12 protein-coding genes are annotated in these 18105 nt (G+C 72.8%); 4 read left to right on the top strand and 8 right to left on the bottom strand.

All coding sequences use genetic code 11. The annotated features are described in order from the left end of the window. Positions 1–48 precede the first annotated feature (48 nt). The 7 genes from sucD to H293_RS0114730 form a co-directional block, all read right to left on the bottom strand. Positions 49–933 carry a succinate--CoA ligase subunit alpha gene (gene sucD, locus H293_RS0114760; RefSeq protein WP_020118635.1) on the bottom strand — a complete coding sequence of 295 codons (885 nt, stop codon included), beginning with the start codon at positions 931–933 and terminating at the stop codon, positions 49–51. A gap of 21 nt (positions 934–954) precedes the next feature. Next, positions 955–2133 (bottom strand): ADP-forming succinate--CoA ligase subunit beta, encoded by a 1179-nt coding sequence (sucC, locus tag H293_RS0114755; protein ID WP_020118634.1) that lies wholly within the window; start codon positions 2131–2133, stop codon positions 955–957. Positions 2134–2579: 446 nt separating this feature from the next. Next, complete coding sequence (locus tag H293_RS60105) at positions 2580–4331, bottom strand: hypothetical protein (RefSeq protein ID WP_020118633.1); 1752 nt, start codon at positions 4329–4331, stop codon at positions 2580–2582. A 173-nt stretch (positions 4332–4504) separates the two neighbouring features. Further along, positions 4505–5467: a hypothetical protein gene (locus H293_RS0114745; RefSeq protein ID WP_028807852.1), complete on the bottom strand. Its 963-nt coding sequence runs from the start codon at positions 5465–5467 to the stop codon at positions 4505–4507. Positions 5468–5698: 231 nt separating this feature from the next. Further along, positions 5699–6901 carry a vWA domain-containing protein gene (locus H293_RS0114740; protein WP_020118632.1) on the bottom strand — a complete coding sequence of 401 codons (1203 nt, stop codon included), beginning with the start codon at positions 6899–6901 and terminating at the stop codon, positions 5699–5701. Between the two features lie 259 nt (positions 6902–7160). Next, a complete protein-coding gene (locus tag H293_RS0114735) occupies positions 7161–9692 on the bottom strand; it encodes a DUF5682 family protein (RefSeq protein WP_051138107.1) in 2532 nt (843 codons plus the stop codon). A gap of 333 nt (positions 9693–10025) precedes the next feature. Then, a complete protein-coding gene (locus tag H293_RS0114730) occupies positions 10026–11156 on the bottom strand; it encodes an ATP-binding protein (protein ID WP_020118630.1) in 1131 nt (376 codons plus the stop codon). Positions 11157–11312: 156 nt separating this feature from the next. Between H293_RS0114730 and H293_RS0114725 the strand changes: the two genes are divergently transcribed. Both H293_RS0114725 and H293_RS0114720 read left to right on the top strand, forming a co-directional pair. Beyond that, positions 11313–12668 (top strand): SWIM zinc finger family protein, encoded by a 1356-nt coding sequence (locus tag H293_RS0114725; protein WP_033415403.1) that lies wholly within the window; start codon positions 11313–11315, stop codon positions 12666–12668. 41 nt (positions 12669–12709) lie between these two features. Continuing rightward, positions 12710–14332, top strand: coding sequence for a DUF5691 domain-containing protein (locus tag H293_RS0114720; protein WP_020118628.1), 1623 nt, complete (start codon positions 12710–12712; stop codon positions 14330–14332). Positions 14333–14428: 96 nt separating this feature from the next. On the opposite strand, the gene H293_RS0114715 is transcribed toward H293_RS0114720, so the two are convergent. Continuing rightward, a complete protein-coding gene (locus H293_RS0114715; protein WP_020118627.1) occupies positions 14429–14845 on the bottom strand; it encodes a cobalamin B12-binding domain-containing protein in 417 nt (138 codons plus the stop codon). A gap of 562 nt (positions 14846–15407) precedes the next feature. Here H293_RS0114715 and H293_RS0114700 point away from each other — a divergent pair. Together H293_RS0114700 and H293_RS0114695 are read left to right on the top strand one after the other, a co-directional pair. Beyond that, entirely contained in the window at positions 15408–16277 is an 870-nt protein-coding gene (locus tag H293_RS0114700; RefSeq protein WP_020118624.1) for an esterase/lipase family protein, read from the top strand. Between the two features lie 292 nt (positions 16278–16569). Continuing rightward, positions 16570–18096 carry a M23 family metallopeptidase gene (locus H293_RS0114695; RefSeq protein ID WP_020118623.1) on the top strand — a complete coding sequence of 509 codons (1527 nt, stop codon included), beginning with the start codon at positions 16570–16572 and terminating at the stop codon, positions 18094–18096. The last annotated feature ends 9 nt before the right edge of the window (positions 18097–18105 follow it).

The raw sequence follows: 18105 nt of genomic DNA, 5'->3' as shown, positions 1-18105 counted from the left end.
CCGCCCCAACCCACGGAGCGAGCCCACCGACGTTCAGTCGATGCCTGTTCAGCCGGCGAGGATCTCCCGCGCCAGCTTCGCCGTCTCGGTCGGCGTCTTGCCGACCTTGACGCCGGCGGCCTCAAGGGCCTCCTTCTTCGCGGCGGCCGTGCCGGAGGAGCCGGAGACGATGGCGCCGGCGTGGCCCATGGTCTTGCCCTCGGGCGCGGTGAAGCCCGCGACGTAGCCGACGACCGGCTTGGTCACGTTCTCCTTGATGAACGCGGCCGCGCGCTCCTCGGCGTCGCCGCCGATCTCACCGATCATCACGATCAGGTCGGTGTCGGGGTCGGCCTCGAACGCGGCGAGCGCGTCGATGTGCGTGGTGCCGATGATCGGGTCGCCACCGATGCCGACGGCGGAGGAGAAGCCGATGTCACGGAGCTCGTACATCATCTGGTACGTCAGCGTGCCGGACTTCGAGACCAGACCGATGCGGCCCGGCTTGGTGATGTCGCCCGGGATGATGCCGGCGTTCGACTGGCCCGGGGTGATGAGACCGGGGCAGTTCGGGCCGATGATCCGGGTCTTGTTGCCCTGGGACACGGCGTACGCGTAGAACGCGGCCGAGTCGTGGACCGCGATGCCCTCGGTGATGACGACCGCGAGCGGGATCTCGGCGTCGATGGCCTCGACGACGGCCGCCTTGGCGAAGGCCGGCGGCACGAAGAGGACGGACACGTTCGCGCCCGTCTTCTCGATCGCCTCGGCGACGGTGCCGAAGACCGGGATCTCGGTGCCGTCGATGTCGACCGAGGTGCCCGCCTTACGGGGGTTCACGCCACCGACGATGTTGGTGCCGTCCGCCAGCATGAGCTTGGTGTGCTTCATGCCCGTGGCACCGGTCATGCCCTGGACGATGACCTTGCTGTCCTTGTTGAGGAAGATAGCCATGGCTGTGTCTGTCCCTCTTCCTTACTTCGCAGCCGCGAGCTCGGCGGCCTTGTCGGCCGCGCCGTCCATGGTGTCCACGCGCTGGACCAGCGGGTGGTTGGCGTCGGAGAGGATCTTGCGACCCAGCTCGGCGTTGTTGCCGTCGAGGCGGACGACGAGGGGCTTGGTGACGTCCTCGCCCTTGTCCGCGAGCAGCTGCAGCGCCTGCACGATGCCGTTGGCGACCTCGTCGCACGCGGTGATGCCGCCGAAGACGTTGACGAAGACGGACTTGACGTCCGGGTCGCCGAGGATGATCTCCAGGCCGTTCGCCATGACGGCGGCGGAGGCGCCACCGCCGATGTCGAGGAAGTTGGCGGGCTTGACGCCACCGTGCGCCTCACCGGCGTACGCGACGACGTCCAGGGTGCTCATGACGAGACCCGCGCCGTTGCCGATGATGCCGACCTCGCCGTCGAGCTTGACGTAGTTGAGGTTCTTCTCCTTGGCGGCGGCCTCCAGCGGGTTCGCGGAGTCCTTGTCCTGGAGGGCCTCGTGCCCCGGCTGACGGAACTCGGCGTTCTCGTCCAGGGAGACCTTGCCGTCGAGGGCGATGACCTCGCCGGAGGCGACCTTGGCCAGCGGGTTGACCTCGACCAGGAGGGCGTCCTCCTCGACAAAGGTCTTCCACAGGGTGACGAGGACGTTCGCGACCTTGTCGGCCACCTCCGCCGGGAACTTCGCGGCCTCGACGATCTGGCGGGCGACCTCGGGGGTCACACCGACGTTGGCGTCGATCGGCGTCTTGGCGACGGCCTCGGGGCGGGTCTCCGCCACCTCCTCGATCTCCATGCCGCCCTCGACGGACGCGATGGAGAGGAAGGTGCGGTTGGCCCGGTCCAGGAGGAAGGAGACGTAGTACTCCTCCACGATCTCCGGAGCCGTCTCGGCGATCATCACCTTGTGGACCGTGTGGCCCTTGATGTCCATGCCGAGGATGTTGGTCGCGTGCTCGACCGCCTCGTCGGCGGAGGCGGCGAGCTTGACGCCACCCGCCTTGCCACGGCCGCCGACCTTCACCTGAGCCTTGACGACGGACTTGCCACCGAGGCGCTCGGTGGCTGCGCGGGCCGCCTCAGGCGTGTCGATGACTTCACCGGCCAGCACCGGTACATCGTGCTTGGCGAAGAGGTCCCTCGCCTGGTACTCGAACAGGTCCACGCGCTTCCGTCCCTATCAGTGATCTCGCGGTTCGTTGTCTGCGTGGGCGTGCCGCGAGGGCAACGTGACGTCCGACCGCTGTCTGTCACAAGGGAGGCGCACACGGTGTCCGAGCGCGCGGCATGTCCGTCTCGCAGGTTATCGCTGCTTGCCGGAGGCCCCTAAATCGAGGGTCACACCTGAGCGGTGATACCTGTCACATGATGCCTCGCTCACTGGCACGGCGTGCCGTGTGTGAGCTCGTGGGGAGGGCCTCACCGGGGTGGGGTTGTCCCGGTGAGGCCCCTTGTACAGCCCCTTCTCCACGTTCTTCAAGGGGCCCGGGCGGTAGATCCCCACCCCAATGGGGACCTCTTCGCCCTGTCCGTGAGGTTCCGGCAGGACAGACCGACGGCTTTCGGCCGTCCGGAGCCCGTCACCTCACGAAGTCGATGGGTGGGAGGTGGTCAGGCGCGGTACGGGAGGTCCTGCGCGTAGCCCGGGGTGACGGACTCCGCAACGCTCTGGACGCCGGTGACGGCGTGCCCGGCGAGCGGTCCCGCGGTGTCCTGGACGGTCCTGGTCAGGTCGCCGGCGAAGGGGCCGACCTGGCCCACGACCGGGGCGGCCTCGCCGACGACGCCGTGCGCGAAGGGCGTGACGTCGCCCGTCACGCCGTACGCGAGCGCCGTGGCGCTGTCGACGACCGGCTCGACCGTCCGGTTGACGGTGTCCACGACGGGCCGGACGGCCCCGGTGACACCGTGCGCGAAGGCCGGGACCTCGCCCGTGACGCCGTACGCCAGCTGGGTCGAGTGGCCCGCCACCCCGTACGCGAGCGGCGGGACGTCCCCGACGGCTCCGGCCGCGAAGGGCCGGACGTCCTGCGTGACGCCGTACGCCAGGGTGCTCGCGTCCGCGACGGCCTGCCCGGCGACCGGCACCACGCCGTGCACGGCGGTGTTCACGACTGGGGGCAGCACGGCGCCGGTGGTGTCCTGGGCGACCTGTCCGACGAGGCCGGTGGCGTAGGGCGGCACGTCGGTGACGACACCGTCGGCGACCGGGAGCACACCGGCGACCGTGCCGGTGGCGTACGCGGCCACGCCGTCCTGGATGCCGCCGACCCCGGCGACCGCTCCGCCGACCACGGGCCGCACGCCCTCGGCGACGTCGCCCACGACCGGGGACACGTCCCCGACGACGCCGTACGCCAGCGCGGTCGCCGCGCCAACGGTGTGCCCGGCGGTCTGGGCGACCGCACTCACGGTTCCTCCGGCGACCGGCGTCACGCCGGCCACCGCGCCGGTGGCGACCGGGGGCACTCCGCCCACGGTCCGCCCGACGGCGGGGGCGAACCCTTCTGCGAGCGGCACAACCCCGTCCACCGCATGCGTGGCGACGGGGACCGCGCCATCCACGGTGGCCGTCACGACGGGCGGCACGACGACGGCGACCGTCTGGTCCACGGCGGGCGTCACGGCGCCGGGGACATCGGCGATCCGGGCCCGCGCCGCGGTGAACGTGGCCTGCGCCGCGTCGGCCGTGCCCGTGGCGGTGCGGCCCGCGCCCGCGAGGGTGTGCTGCTTCTTCGTCCGTACGACGCCGTCGACGCCCTGCGCCTGGGCACGCGCCGCCGTCTGGACGCCCTGGAGCTTCGTCTGCGCGCCCGCCAGGGCCCGCTCCACCTCGGGGGCGAAGGCGGAGAGGGGGCCGAAGAGGTAGTCGACGCCGTGCTGGGGGGTGGGGGCGGTGGGTGTGCTGGGTGTGCCGGGCGTGGTGGGTACGGCGACCTCGGATGCCTTGGCGGCGTGGGCCTTCGCCTCGGCCCGCTCGGCACGGGCCGCCTTCGCGCCCTGGATGGCCGCGGCGCCCTTCACCTTGGACACCTGCGGGGTGACGGTGGTCCTGGTGTCCGCGTGACGGTGGGTCGTCGGATCGATGGTGCCGGTGGTGGCGGTGGTGGCGGTGGTGGCGGTGGAGGCGGTGGTGGTGACGCCGGAGAGTACGCCGTCGACCGTGCTGCCGAGGGTGTCAGTGACCGTGCCGAGGGTTTCGGTGACGGTGGTGCTCGTGTCGGAGGCGGCGTCGGACGCCGTGTCCGTCGCGGCGAGGGAGGTGGCCGGGAGCTCGTCCGCGCTGGCGGCGGCGGAGCCGAGCGCCCACGCGCCGGTGACACCGGCGGCTATGACGAGGGAACGGCGGATGTTCTTGTTCATGAGTGCGTCAGATCCCTGGATCTTTGGGGAGCCTGGAAAGGCATGGGGACATCCGGAGCCACAGGGCTCCAGGGGGGATCCGTCCGGAGATCAGAGAAGTTCTGGGGGTGTCCGAACGGCCGGGGCAGACCTGTTCCACCCCCGCGCGGCAAGCCGGCGGGGGGAGGTCTGCCCTAGCCGGGGAAGACGGGGATGTCCCGGTGCCTGTCCCGGGTCCCGGCCGCGTCGACGCTCGCGGCGGCACCGGGCACGAGCCGCAGCGGCGCCCGGTGGTCGGGGGTGACGGCATGCGCGTCGCCGTGTCGCGACGATCCGTTGTCCAGTGCCGACTTGCCGCCCAGGGCGCCGCCCGGGCTGTCGGAGGGCGCCTGGTGCGAGGGCACGTGGGCGGTGGAGGTGGCGCGGTGGGCGGAGTGACGCGCGACGGTCACGGTGCCGTGACCGGCGAACCGCGGCCCGAACCCGGCACCGCCGTCCGCGGAGCCCTCGTCACCGGCCGGCTTCCGCGCCGCGTGATCGACCGGCTGGGGCTGCGGCGCCGAGGTGACCGGCGCGGGCGCGGGCAAGGTCTGGCCCGGGGTTCCGGGCAGGCCCGGCACCGTGGGCACACCCGGCACTGTCGGCAGGGTCGGCCACGACGGGGTCTCCGGGAGCGTCGGCACCGTCGGCCAGCCCGGTTGCGTGGGCTGCGCCGGTATCCCGACCGTCTCGGTCAACCCGGTGGTCACCGTCTCGACCAGATCTCCGACCGGCTGCACGACACCGGTGACCACGGCCCCGACGACGCCCTCGGTCACCGGAAGGAGCACCTTGTCGCCGTCCGGGTGGGTGAGAGCGTCTGTGCTGGGCTCGGTGTCGGGCTCGGAGGCAGTCGGCCCGGCGACAACCGGCCGGGGAGCGCCGCCCTTTGCCGCGCCCGTGGGGGTGGCCGTCGGCTCGGTCGGTTGGTTCACCAGCTGACCGACCGTCGCCCCCGGCAACGCCCCGGTGCCGTCCGCCGCGTGCGCCTGCTCCCCGCAGAGGAACCCGAGCACGAACAACCCGCCCACCAGCAGACCCACGTGCAGCGCTCGCCGCCCGACCACGGCGCGCAGCATGCGCACCGTGGCACCGGGAAAGGCTGCTGACCAGGTCAAGACGGGGCGGGTCCTTCCGTGCGACGGAACGAAGCGAAACGAAACCGGAGTGAAACGGAACCGATGCGAAGGGGAAAGGGAGGGGAAGAGTGAAGACTCTGGAGAAACCGATCCTTGCACGGGGTGCCCGAGGTCGCGCAAGTCCCCTGTTACCGATGCGTAGTCATGTCCGTTTTGCTGGGCGGACCCGCAGGTCACCGGGTCGACAAATCACCAAGGGGTGGCCCTGGTTCATACCGGGTCAGGTATCGGAAGCGGACGCTTCTCGATGGCCGCCGCCATCACCTCGGGGAACAGGTCGGGAGTGCAGGCGAAGGCCGGTGCGCCCAGCGCGGCGAGCGCGGACGCGTGTTCCCGGTCGTAGGCGGGCGCACCCTCGTCCGACAGCGCGAGCAGCGTCACGAACTGCACCCCGGACGCTTTCATCGCCGCGACCCGCTTGAGCATCTCGTGGCGTATACCGCCCTCGTAGAGGTCGCTGATCAGCACCATCACCGTCTCCGCGGGCCGGGTGATCTGCGACTGGCAGTACGCCAGCGCCCGGTTGATGTCCGTGCCACCGCCGAGCTGCGTGCCGAAGAGCACGTCCACCGGGTCGTCGAGCTGGTCGGTGAGGTCGACGACCGCCGTGTCGAAGACGACGAGCCGTGTGTCGATCGATCGCATGGACGCCAGCACCGCCCCGAACACGGACGCGTAGACGACGGATGCCGCCATCGACCCCGACTGGTCGATGCAGAGGACGACCTCCTTCTTCACCGACCGGGAGGCCCGGCCGTAGCCGACGAGCCGCTCCGGCACGATCGTCCGGTACTCCGGCAGGTAGTGCTTGAGGTTGGCCGAGATCGTACGGTTCCAGTCGATGTCGTGGTGGCGCGGCCTGTTGATCCGGGCACTGCGGTCGAGGGCACCGGTGAGCGTGGCACGCGTGCGGGTGGCGAGCCGCTTCTCCAGGTCCTCGACGACCTTGCGCACGACGGCACGTGCCGTCTCCTTCGTCGTCTCCGGCATCGCCTTGTTGAGGGAGAGCAGCGTGCCGACCAGGTGTACGTCGGCCTCGACCGCCTCCAGCATCTCCGGTTCGAGCAGCAGGGCGGACAGCCCGAGCCGGTCGATGGCGTCCCGCTGCATGACCTGGACGACGGAGGAGGGGAAGTACGTCCGGATGTCCCCCAGCCACCGCGCCACGGACGGAGCCGAGGCCCCGAGCCCCGCCGAACGCTCCTTCCCCGCCTGCCCCTTCCCGTCTCCCCTGCCGTAGAGCGCGGTCAACGCCCCGTCCATCGCGGCGTCCCGCCCAGTGAGCGCGCACCCGGTGCCATCGGCCGCCTCCCCGCCCAGCACAAGCCGCCACCGCCGCAGCCGCTCGTCGGCCGGGGCAGCACCGGAAGCGATCGCCTGGACCTCCGCTGGGAGCCGCACCGGGACCTTCATCGGCACCTGCGGACTCGCGGCCGGTTCTGCCGTCCTCGGCGTCGCCGGTGCCGCTGGTGTCGCCTGGTTGTTCGGCTCGGTCGTCATGCCCGTACCCCCGTCCGGAACCGGTCCCAGAGCGGGACCACGGCCACGCTCGTCACCGAGCCGTGCTTCGTCCGGGACCCCGCCCTGTTCCCGGGTGCGCCCCAGCGCCCGCCCCCGGCAGCGGCGGCAGTCCCGTCGGCCCCGCCCCTCGGTGTCCGCGATACCTCGGTCGTCATCCCGCCACCCCCGCAAGGTCGTTGTCGTCGGCGTGCGCCAAGTCGTCGTCGTGGTCGTCGTCCAGGCCGAGCAGCAGCCGCACCACCGGCAGCACCGCGTCGGCCCGGTCGCTGTCGAGGCCGGCCCCGAAGCCCGGTATCCCGGAAGCGGCTCCCGCCGCGCTCCCCCGCGGTCCCGGGCCCCGCCGGACCAGTTCGCCCAGGGTCCGGCGCACTCCCGGCTCGTACGCCGAGAACGTGCGCCGCAGCAGCGGCAGCACATCGGTGAACGCCGCCGCCGACACCCCGGTCAGCCATGCGTCGACCAGCCCGAGCAGCCGCTCGTCGTGCACGAGGAGCATCCCGCCGCCGGACCCGCCCCCGACGAAGCCCTCGATCCACGCGGCCGCGTCCGCCGGCTCCGTCCCCGGCGACAGGACGAGTCCCATGAGCCGCGCCGCCTCGTCCTGCGCCAACTCCCCGTCGTCCAGCAGCAGTCGCACAGCCCGTCCCCGAATGACACCGGGCACGCTGTCCCGCAGGGACAACACCTTGAGCACGGCCTGCCAACGGCCGCGAAGGCCACGGTGAGCCTGAGCGGGCGCGTCATCCCCGCCACCCCGGCCCGGGGCGGCCACCTCGACCAGCAGCCCCACCGCCCCGTGCACCGCGTCCACATGACTCCGCATCTCCGCCGCCGCCTCCGCGTCGAGCGCGGCACAGGCCGGCGGCAGACCGACGAAGACCCGCTCGGCGAGGCCCGCCGCGACCTCCGTCAGGGCGCCGGTGTCGGTACCGCGCACATCGCCGTAGCGCAGGGACCGGACGAGGGCCGGCAGGGCCTGGGCGAGATGGCCGACGTCCGCGTCCAGCGCGGCGCGGTCGGCGAGGATCTGCATCACCGTGGGCAGGGCGTCCGGGAGTTCGGCCAGCAGACAGTGCTCCGCGAGGGCGGTGACGTCGGCGAGCCCGGACGCGGAGACGGCGTCCGACTCCGCCTTGGCCGTGGCGGCGGCGAGCACGGTCGTGCCCCACACCCCCGCCTCGGCGACCCGCACCGACAGCTCCGGCTCCCACCGCAGTCGCCACGTCTCCCGGAATGTGCCCGTGCTCCCCCGCGAGGCCGCCGGCTCACCCCACGCGACGCCCAGGAGCCGCAGCCGGTGCAGCAGCCTGCTGCGCTCCGCGTCGTTCTCCTTGCGCAGGTCCAGCTCCAACTCCCGCTCCAGGGCCTCCGGTTTGAGCCGCAACCGCCGCTGGCTGCGGTCGAGGTCCCGCTGCAACGGCACCGCCGGCGCCGTCTGCGGCACCTCCCCCAGGACGTCCCCGACCACCAGCCGGTCGTGCACCAGCGCCAACGGCACGTCCGAGCCCTCGCACATCACCGCCCGCACCGCGTCGGTCGTCTCGCTCAGGCCGGGCAGGGGGCGGCCGCGCATCGCCGCGAGCGTCTCGGCCAGCCGTACGGCCTCGATGACGTGCGCCGAGGACACGATCCGGTCCTCGTCCCGCAGCAGCCCCGCCACCTTGGTCAGCCACCGCTCGACGGGCCGGTCCGGCGCGCCGAACAGGTGCCCGTACCAGCCGGGCGAGTCGATCCCGGCGCCGTAGCCGCTGCGCCGGGAGAGCCTGCGGTACGTCCACGGCACCCAGGTCATGTCCGCCTTGACCTTGGGAAGCCCCTTCAGCAGCGCCTTGTCGGCGGCGATCGTGCTCCTCCGCCGCAGCGCGGGCACGTGCCAAGCTCCGCACACCACGGCCACGTCGTCCCCGAACTCCCGCTGCGCCGCCCGCAGCTGGAGCCGCATGTACGCCTCCCGCACGAGGTCCCGGTCGTGGCCGCCGGTTCCGTACGTCTCCCGCAGCACCTCCATCGCCTCTTCCAGCACCGTGAACGGCTCGAACACCTCCCCCTGCCCCGCGCCGCGGTGCTCGACGACGTCCTCCCACCACCGCTCGGGATCGTCGTATCCGGCGGCCTCGGCAAGCACCCCGAGGGGATCGACACGGACGGTGTCGTGAACGGCGGCCCCGTCGCCCGGAGCGGTGTCCCCGCCGGCGGACTCCTCCGTCCCGTCCGTGCCCCCACCGTCCGGTGCCTCGGACCCGGTCGGCTCCGGCATCTCGGCGGCGGGTTCGGCGGCGGGCTCGTCCGGTCGGTCCGCCGGCCCCTCGCCCGCCTCGTCTCTGCCCCACGCCAAGGTGTGGGTGGCCGGCAGGTCGATGAAACGGGCCGGAACCTCGTGTTCCAGCGCCCAGCGGATCGCCACCCACTCCGGGGAGAACTCGGCCAGCGGCCAGAACGCCGAGCGGCCGGGCTCGTCCACGGCATGGGCGAGGAGCGCCACCGGCGGTCGCATGTCCTCCTCGGCGGCCAGCGGGATCAGCACGTCGGCCTCCGGCGGTCCCTCGATCAGCACGACCCGGGGCCGGGCCGCGTCCAGCGCCGCCCGCACGGCCCGCGCCGACCCGGGCCCGTGATGGCGCACGCCGAGCAGCAACGGCCCGGACCGGGACTTCCGGCTCCCCTGAACGCCGACGCCGACCACACCCTCACCGTCGTGAACGCTCGCGACGACCACTCCCCCGTCCCCGGACGCACCGCCCCGAACCGCTCCCCCGTCCCCCGGCCCCGTCCCACCGGTCGACCCCTCGCCCCCGGCCCCTGTGGAACCGCTCGCCGCTCCGCTCTCGACCTCACCCACGCCCGTCACGCCGACCCCCTCCCCTCCGTGGCCACTTGGAGTCGTCCCGGTCGCCCCACCCGGTCCCGTTGCCGCCGCCCCGCTCCACACCAGTCACGACCGTCCCCTTGTCTCCGCCGTCTCCGCACCCTTGAACGGCCCTCCCCGAAACCACCCGCGAGCGCCCTGGGCCGTCGTTCACGCACTCACCTCCCGGCAGGCCCGGTAGAAGTCCTTCCAGCCGTCCCGCTCGCGGACGACCGCCTCCAGGTACTCCTGCCAGACGACCCGGTCGGCCGCCGGATCGCGGACGACGGCGCCGAGGATGCCCGCGGCGACGTCGCCCGCCCGCAGGACGCCGTCGCCGAAATGGGCGGCGAGGGCGAGGCCGCCGGTGACGACGGAGATGGCCTCGGCCGTCGACAGCGTGCCGCTGGGTGACTTGAGCTTGGTACGGCCGTCGGACGTCACCCCGTCGCGCAGCTCCCGGAAGACCGTCACGACACGGCGGATCTCGGCGATGCCGTCGGGCGCGGCCGGCAGGTCGAGGGAGCGGCCGATCTGGTCGACGCGGCGCGAGACGATGCCGACCTCGGCCTCGACACTCTCCGGCAGCGGCAGCACGACCGTGTTGAAACGGCGTCGCAGGGCGCTGGAGAGGTCGTTGACCCCGCGGTCGCGGTCGTTGGCCGTGGCGATGAGGTTGAAGCCGCGGACCGCCTGCACCTCCGAGCCCAGCTCCGGTATCGGCAGCGTCTTCTCGGACAGGATCGTGATCAGCGTGTCCTGCACGTCGGCCGGGATACGGGTCAGCTCCTCCACTCGCGCCGTCATCCCCTCCGCCATGGCCCGCATCACCGGGCTGGGCACGAGCGCGTCCCGGCTCGGGCCGTTGGCGAGCAGTTGCGCGTAGTTCCAGCCGTACCGGATCGCCTCCTCCGGTGTGCCCGCCGTGCCCTGCACGAGCAGCGTCGAGTCTCCGCTGACCGCCGCGGCCAGGTGCTCGGAGACCCAGGTCTTCGCGGTGCCGGGCACACCAAGGAGAAGCAGGGCGCGGTCGGTGGCGAGGGTGGTGACGGCGACCTCGACGAGGCGCCGCGGGCCCACGTACTTCGGGCTGATCACCGTGCCGTCCGGCAGGGTGCCGCCGAGGAGGTACGTCGCCACCGCCCACGGCGACAGCTTCCAGCGGGCCGGGCGCGGGCGGTCGTCCCGCGCGGCCAGCGCGGCGAGCTCACCGGCGAAGGCTTCCTCGGCATGCGGCCGCAACGCCTCGGCCGGTTCTCCCCGCTTCGGTTCCACGGTCGTCGGTTCAACGGACACAGACATGGCTGAGGCCCCCTCCAGCTCGGCCGGTTCGGATCTGTCACCAACCGTGCACCACGCCACTGACAATGCGATCCGACCTGCGCAAACGCGCCCACGGGGCCGCAGCGGCGGTCGGTCCGGGTCCGATTGTCAGTGGGGGGATCTACCGTCGAAGACATGACTCAGCAGGGGGTGCGCTGGACGGCGGATCAGGTGCTGGCACTGGCTCCTGACGCCGCTTCACGCAAAGCGGGAAGCAAACTCGGTGCGGCCGGGCCGTGGTCCGAGGCGGGCAGTTCCGACGAGGGGACGGTGTGGGGGCTGTGCAAGGGCACTGGCAGCAAGCCGTATCAGACGGTCATCGACATCGCGGACGCCGCAGGTCCGGCATACAAGTGCAGTTGCCCGAGCCGCAAGTTCCCGTGCAAGCACGCGCTCGGGCTGTTGCTGCTCTGGGCCGGTGGGGAGGGTGCGGTGCCGCCGGGACCGGCGCCGGACTGGGCGGAGCAGTGGATAGAGGGGAGACGGCGGCGGGCGCAGGAGAAGCGGGCGACGGACGCGGCCGGTTCCGCCTCAGGGGCCGGTGATCCGGAGGCGGCCCGGCGCAGGGCGGAGCGCCGGGCCGTGCGGATCACGGCGGGCGCGACGGAGCTGGAGCAGCGGCTGGCGGATCTGCTGCGCGGTGGTCTGGCGGGAGCGGAGCAGGCGGGGTACGGCATGTGGGAGGAGACGGCCGCGCGCATGGTCGACGCACAGGCGCCGGGACTGGCGGCGCGGGTGCGGGAGTTGGGGTCGATCCCGTCGTCCGGTCCGGGCTGGCCGGTGCGGCTGCTGGAGGAGTGCGCTCTCCTCCACCTCCTCGACCGGGGCTGGCTGCGCCGCGAGCGGCTGCCGGACGGCCTCGCGTCGACGGTCCGCTCCCGGATCGGCCTGCCCGCCTCGGCGGACGGCCCCGCGATGCGGGACCGCTGGCTGGTCCTCGCCCAGTACGACACGGCGGACTCCCGTCTGACGACCCGCCGGATCTGGCTGCACGGCACGGACTCGGGCCGCACGGCACTGCTCCTTTCCTACGGCGCGGCCGGTCGCGCCCCCGAACTGGCGCTGCCGGTGGGTCTTGAGCTGGAGGCGGAGGTGTCCCCCTATCCCGGTACCGGTCAGCCGCGGGCGGCGCTCGGCGAGCGGTTCGCACCGCCCGCGCCGTCGGCGGCCCGCCCGCGGGGGATGACAACCGAAGAGGCGGCCGCTCGCTACGGCGAGGCACTGCGCGACGACCCGTGGCTGGACTCCGTCCCCGTGACCCTGGACCGGGTGATACCCGCCCCGGACGGGGACTCCTGGCAACTGGCCGACGCGGAGGGCGACTCGGCCCTGCCGCTCACCGCCTCCGCCCGCTCCCGTCCGGGCCTGTGGCGCCTGGTCGCGCTCTCCGGCGGGGCCCCGGTGAAGGTCTTCGGCGAGTGCGGCCACCGCGGCTTCACCCCGCTGACGGCGTGGCCGGAGGGCGCGGGCGAGGCGGTGCGGCTGTGCTGAACGGAATCGACCCAGCACCCGACCGGACGGAAAGGAACCGCATGGACAGGACCTCCGCGAGGGACACGACCTCCGCGCCGGACGCCTGGGAGGAACTCGTCACCTCGGCCCTGCTCGGCACCGCGCGCCGCACGCCACCCGGCATCGAGCCCGGTCCCGAGGCGCCGGTGGCGTTGCTGGACGCGGCGGCAATGGAGACGGTACGGCGGCGGGCCGGGCTGCGGCCCGCGCGCGCGGTGCAGCGGCCGCAGCCGGCGCCCGAGGACCCGCGCCCTGAGCTGCCCGCGGCGGCGGGGCGCCGGCTCGCGATGCTGCTCGCCGACCGGCCGGGCACGGGCGGCGGTAGCCGCAGGGGTACCGCACCGGATCTGATGGAGCTGCTCCCGCAGTGGCTCGCGGCGGCGAACACCCACGGTTACGCGGCGCCCCCGCAGCTGCTGCCCGCGTTGCTGGACGCGGCCCGGGGACGTACGGATCTGCGGCCGGCGGTGCTTGCGTTCGCGGGCTCGCGGGCCACCTGGCTCGCCCGGCTGAACCCGGACTGGCGGTTCGCCCTGCGGGCGACACCCGGTGGCGGCGCCGCGCTGCCGCCGGCGCAGGACACCGCGGGAATCCGGCTGCTGTGGGAGGAGGGCCTGTTCGCCGAGCGGGTGGCGCTCCTGGCGGCGATACGGGCCCGGGACCCCGCTGCCGCGCGCGAGTTGCTCGCGACGACGTGGACGACCGAGCGGGCCGAGGACAGGCTGATGTTCCTCGACTCGCTGCGCACGGGGCTGGGGCCGGACGACGAGCCGTTCCTGGAGCAGACGCTGGCCGACCGGAGCCGCAACGTACGGGCCACCGCCGCGGAGTTGCTGTCCGCGCTGCCGGATTCGGCGCTGGCGGCGCGGATGGCGGTCAGGGCCGGGGCGTGCGTGGCCGTCGACCACACGCGGGACACGCCGACGATCGTCGTGGAGGCGCCGCACGAGTGCGACTCGGGCATGGAGCGCGACGGCGTCGTACCGAAGGCGCCCTCCGGCCGGGGGGAACGATCCTGGTGGTTCGGGCAGTTGGTGGAGGCCGCGCCGCTGGGCGGGTGGCCGGGGCGGCTCGGCGGGCGGACGCCCGCGGAGATCGTGGCGCTGCCGGTGGCGGACGACTGGCGGAACGAACTGCACGCGGCGTGGTGCCGGGCCGCCGTACGGCAGCGGGACGCCGGATGGGCGCGGGCACTGCTCGGGACGCCCGCGGCACCGGAGGCCGGAGGCCCGGGGGCGGTGTCGCTGGCGGAGCGGGCCAAGCTGCTGGGCACGCTGGGCTCCGCCGAACGGGCCGAGTGGGTCGCCGGGTTCATAGCGACGCACGGGTTGTCCGAGGCGTTCCAGCTGCTGGGGGTGTGCGGGGTGCCGTGGGCCCCGCCGCTCGGGCGGGCGGTGGTCGACGCGCTCAACATCGCTCGGGACGCGGGGAGTTACCCGTGGAGCTTCAGTGGGGTGATGGGGCTGGCGGAGCGGTGTCTCGATCCGGCCGAGGCGGGGCGGCTGGAGGGGCTGATGGCGGTGCCGGACGAGGGGGAGGACGCGAGTCCCGGGGCGGGGGGTTACTGGGCCGAGGCGTTCCAGCGGCTGGTGACGACCTTGCGGTTGCGGGCGGCGATGGCGGAGGAGCTGGAGGGCACGTAGACGTTCGCCGCGGGGGAGGAAAATCTGCCGCGCCACGAGAGTCGGTGCGCTCCCGCCGCCCCGACCGGCCCGCCCCCGGGATCCGGCAGGCGGGTCCTACGCGCCGGCCGGTTGCCGTACGTTCTCCCGGACCCAGTCCACGATCGACTGAGTCGTCGCCCCCGGCGTGAAGATCTCGGCGACCCCCTTCTCCTTCAGCGGAGGGATGTCCGCCTCCGGGATGATCCCGCCGCCGAACACCAGGATGTCCTCGGCCTCCCGCTCCTTGAGCAGGTCGATCACCGCGGCGAACAAGGTGTTGTGGGCGCCGGAGAGGACGGAGAGCCCGATCGCGTCGGCGTCCTCCTGGATCGCCGTGTCGACGATCTGCTCGGGAGTCTGGTGGAGGCCGGTGTAGATGACCTCCATCCCCGCGTCGCGCAGGGCCCTCGCGATCACCTTGGCTCCGCGATCATGGCCGTCGAGGCCCGGCTTGGCCACCACTACGCGGATCGGACCGGCTGACACACCCATCACTGCCTCCATGAAGCGACTGCGTCCATTCCTACCGACTAGTACCGCACAGACCGGGAATGTGAACGAACGTTATCGCCACCATCTCGCACGATGCAGTTTCCAGTGGTGACCGAGGGGGAAATCTCATGGTGGGACACGTTCGGGAGCCGCAACGAGGTCGCCGCACCGCCGCGCCGCAGGCCGCGCGTCACGGTGGCGCGGCGCGCCGGCGACGGCACGAAGGGCACGCAGGACAGGTAAGGCACGACAGCGGGGAGCCTCGTCGCCACACCGACAGGGCGACTCCTCACGTCACCGGCGCAACACCAGCACCACAAGCACCATCGGCACCACCGATACGGCCGGCACAGCCACCGGTACCGTCGGCGTCGCCCGCACCACCGGTTCCGTCAGCTCCGCCGACCGCATCGGCGGTCCCGGGACCGAGCGCCGACCGCCGCACCCACCCTCCATGCCCCTCTCGCGCCACGCCGGTGTCGACGACGACCTTCGCCGCGACTGCCCATGAGCGCACACGGGGGACGGAGCAGTCCTCCCGTGTGCCGACAGGAGGTCGGCCATGAAGGTCACCAGGGCGGCGCTGCCCTTTCTTCCGCTCTGCCAGCGACTGCTTCCCGGCAGGCTGGCGGGAGTCTCCCTGGCCCTCCTGAAGGCGACCGCGCTCGAGATCGCGATCCTCGCGGGACACCTCCTGCTCTACCCGTCCGGCATCACCCAGGAGCGCCGCTCCCCCCTGCCCCCGCTCCCCGCACCGGAGAACGGCGCCGCGCAACTGCCGACGGAGGCCAAGCCCCCGGTCGTCCTGCTGCACGGCTTCATCGACAACCGTTCGGTCTTCGTGCTCCTGCGCCGCAGCCTCGCCCAGCACGGCAGGCAGCAGATCGAGTCGCTGAACTACTCCCCGCTGACCTGCGACATCCGCGCCGCGGCGGAGCTGCTCGGCCGGCACATAGAGGGGATCTGCGAGCGCACGGGCAGCGAGCGGGTCGACGTGGTCGGGCACAGCCTCGGCGGCCTGATCGCGCGGTACTACGTGCAGCGACTGGGCGGTGACTCCCGGGTCCGCACGCTGGTGACGCTCGGCACCCCGCACTCCGGCACCCGGGTGGCGCCCCTGGCGAACGCGCACCCGATCGTGCGCCAGATGCGCCCCGGCTCGGAGGTGCTCGAAGAGCTCACCCAGCCGGCCCCGGGCTGCCGTACGCACTTCGTCAGCTTCTGGAGCGACCTCGACCATGTGATGGACCCGCTGGAGGCCGCCTGCATCGACCATGAGGACCTGATGGCACAGAACGTCCGGGTGAGCGGGATCGGACATCTCGCCCTGCCCGTGCACCCCGCGGTCGCGACCGGCATACGGCAGGTGCTCGACACCGCGCGGGCCGGGGAGGAGACGGCCGACCGCGCGAGCGGACTGACCGTGGCGTAACGGTCGTATCGGCCGTCGCACGCGGGCCGCCCGCAGCTCGTCCCACAGGCCCGCGACAGCCCACCGACAGGCACCGGACCGGGGACCGACATCGAACAAACGTCGAACACAGAGCCAAAGTCGCGCCCGCAGTCCCCCGAAACACAGCCGAATGCCCGTTTCCTGCGCGCGTAAAACCAGTTGAAGATTGTCGCGCCCGCATACCGCCGGGTACAGTCGCCGCACTGCTCTGGCAGCCCCTGTTGTCGAGGCGAAAGAGAAGTTGGTGAACGACCGTCACCCGTCGGGGACCATGACCACCCCGACTCCGGCCTCCGACGCCGACTCGTCGCACTACGCGTCGTACGGCACCCAGGAAGCCCAGTACGGCGACTTCACCCCGTACGGCGGCTACGACGCCACCGGTTTCGACGCCACGGGCGCGACCTGCGCACAGGCCACCAGCACCTTCGCGGCCGACCCGCTCTTCGGCGACATGCCGGGCGACGCCACCGGTTCGTACGACGCCTCGCCGTGGACCACGGGCGGTCACCAGACCCTGAACTACGACATGTACGCGGCCCAGCACCACGCCGCCTACGACACCGGCGCGTACGACGCCACGCAGTGGGGCGCCGAGCAGCAGCTCGCCGCGATCCCGCCGCAGGCAGGCAGCCCCGATCACAGCGGCCAGTGGGACGCGAGCTCCTGGCACCAGGCGGACCCGTCCGCGGGCCAGGCCGACCAGACCCAGCACTGGGAATGGGGCACGCAGACCTTCGACACCGGGACGTACGACGCCACGCAGTGGAACTCCGACGGCACGGCGGCCGAGCCGCAGCCGACGGCCGCCTTCGAGCAGGCCGGGTACGACGAGACGCACGCTTACGCCGAGACCCACGCGTACGGCGAGGCGAATCCTTACGGCGACGCCTACGGCGAACACACCTCGCACGACGACGAGCCGAGCGCCGCCACGGATGCCACCGCCACTGGCGAGATGCCCGCGGTGCACGACGCCGACGTCCCGCTCCTGGACGACCAGGAAGAGGCCGCTCCGACCACGGCCCCCGCCCCGGGCTCCCGCGTCGCCGCGCGCAACGCCAACCGCTCCCGCCGCCGTATGCCCGCCAAGCGCTCCGCGCTGCTGACGATCGCCGTGCCCTCGGCGTGCGTCATGGGTGTCGCCGGGATGGCCGCCGCCTCGGTCGGCACGCTGACCGGCGACGACCAGGACACCTCGACGACCCTCGCGGACACCGCCGTCCAGCCGGCCATCGCGAACAACAAGCTGGACACCCAGCTCGAGAGCCTTGCGGCCGGTGCCGACGACTTCGCCGACCGGGCCAGCCGTACGCAGGAACGCATCGACCTCAAGGCCCAGCAGGTGGCCGAGAAGAGGAAGGCGGCGGAGGAGGCGGCCCGCAAGGAGCGGCTGCGCCCGAAGTTCGCGCTTCCGGTCGCACAGCGGGGACTCAGCGCCTATTTCGGGCAGGCCGGCGTCAACTGGATGTCCGTCCACACCGGCATCGACTTCCCGGTGTCGTACGGCACAACGGTGATGGCCGTGACCGACGGCACCGTCCGGACGCAGTGGAACAGCGCGTACGGCAACATGATGGTCGTGACGGCGAAGGACGGCACGGAGACGTGGTACTGCCACCTCTCCAGCTACCGCGTCGCCTCCGGCACCACGGTCAAGGCCGGCGACCCGATCGCCTACTCCGGCAACTCCGGCAACTCGACCGGCCCCCACCTGCACCTCGAGGTGCACCCGGCGGGCGGTTCGGCCATAGACCCGCTGCCGTGGCTGCGCAGCCACGGGCTGGACCCGACGTAACCCCCGGGC

It is taken from the genome of Streptomyces canus 299MFChir4.1, assembly GCF_000383615.1.
GTDB lineage: Bacteria > Actinomycetota > Actinomycetes > Streptomycetales > Streptomycetaceae > Streptomyces > Streptomyces canus_C.
This window is presented reverse-complemented; position numbering and strand designations above follow the sequence as displayed.

What these genes read in the sequence shown, in the direction of transcription:
- H293_RS60105 (WP_020118633.1), bottom strand. Translation starts at nt 4,331, where the DNA reads ATGAACAAGAACATCCGCCGTTCCCTCGTCATAGCCGCCGGTGTCACC.
- H293_RS0114740 (WP_020118632.1), bottom strand. Translation starts at nt 6,901, where the DNA reads ATGAAGGTCCCGGTGCGGCTCCCAGCGGAGGTCCAGGCGATCGCTTCC.
- H293_RS0114720 (WP_020118628.1), top strand. Translation starts at nt 12,710, where the DNA reads ATGGACAGGACCTCCGCGAGGGACACGACCTCCGCGCCGGACGCCTGG.
- H293_RS0114700 (WP_020118624.1), top strand. Translation starts at nt 15,408, where the DNA reads ATGAAGGTCACCAGGGCGGCGCTGCCCTTTCTTCCGCTCTGCCAGCGA.
- sucD (WP_020118635.1), bottom strand. Translation starts at nt 933, where the DNA reads ATGGCTATCTTCCTCAACAAGGACAGCAAGGTCATCGTCCAGGGCATG.
- H293_RS0114725 (WP_033415403.1), top strand. Translation starts at nt 11,313, where the DNA reads ATGACTCAGCAGGGGGTGCGCTGGACGGCGGATCAGGTGCTGGCACTG.
- H293_RS0114730 (WP_020118630.1), bottom strand. Translation starts at nt 11,156, where the DNA reads ATGTCTGTGTCCGTTGAACCGACGACCGTGGAACCGAAGCGGGGAGAA.
- H293_RS0114695 (WP_020118623.1), top strand. Translation starts at nt 16,570, where the DNA reads ATGACCACCCCGACTCCGGCCTCCGACGCCGACTCGTCGCACTACGCG.
- H293_RS0114715 (WP_020118627.1), bottom strand. Translation starts at nt 14,845, where the DNA reads ATGGGTGTGTCAGCCGGTCCGATCCGCGTAGTGGTGGCCAAGCCGGGC.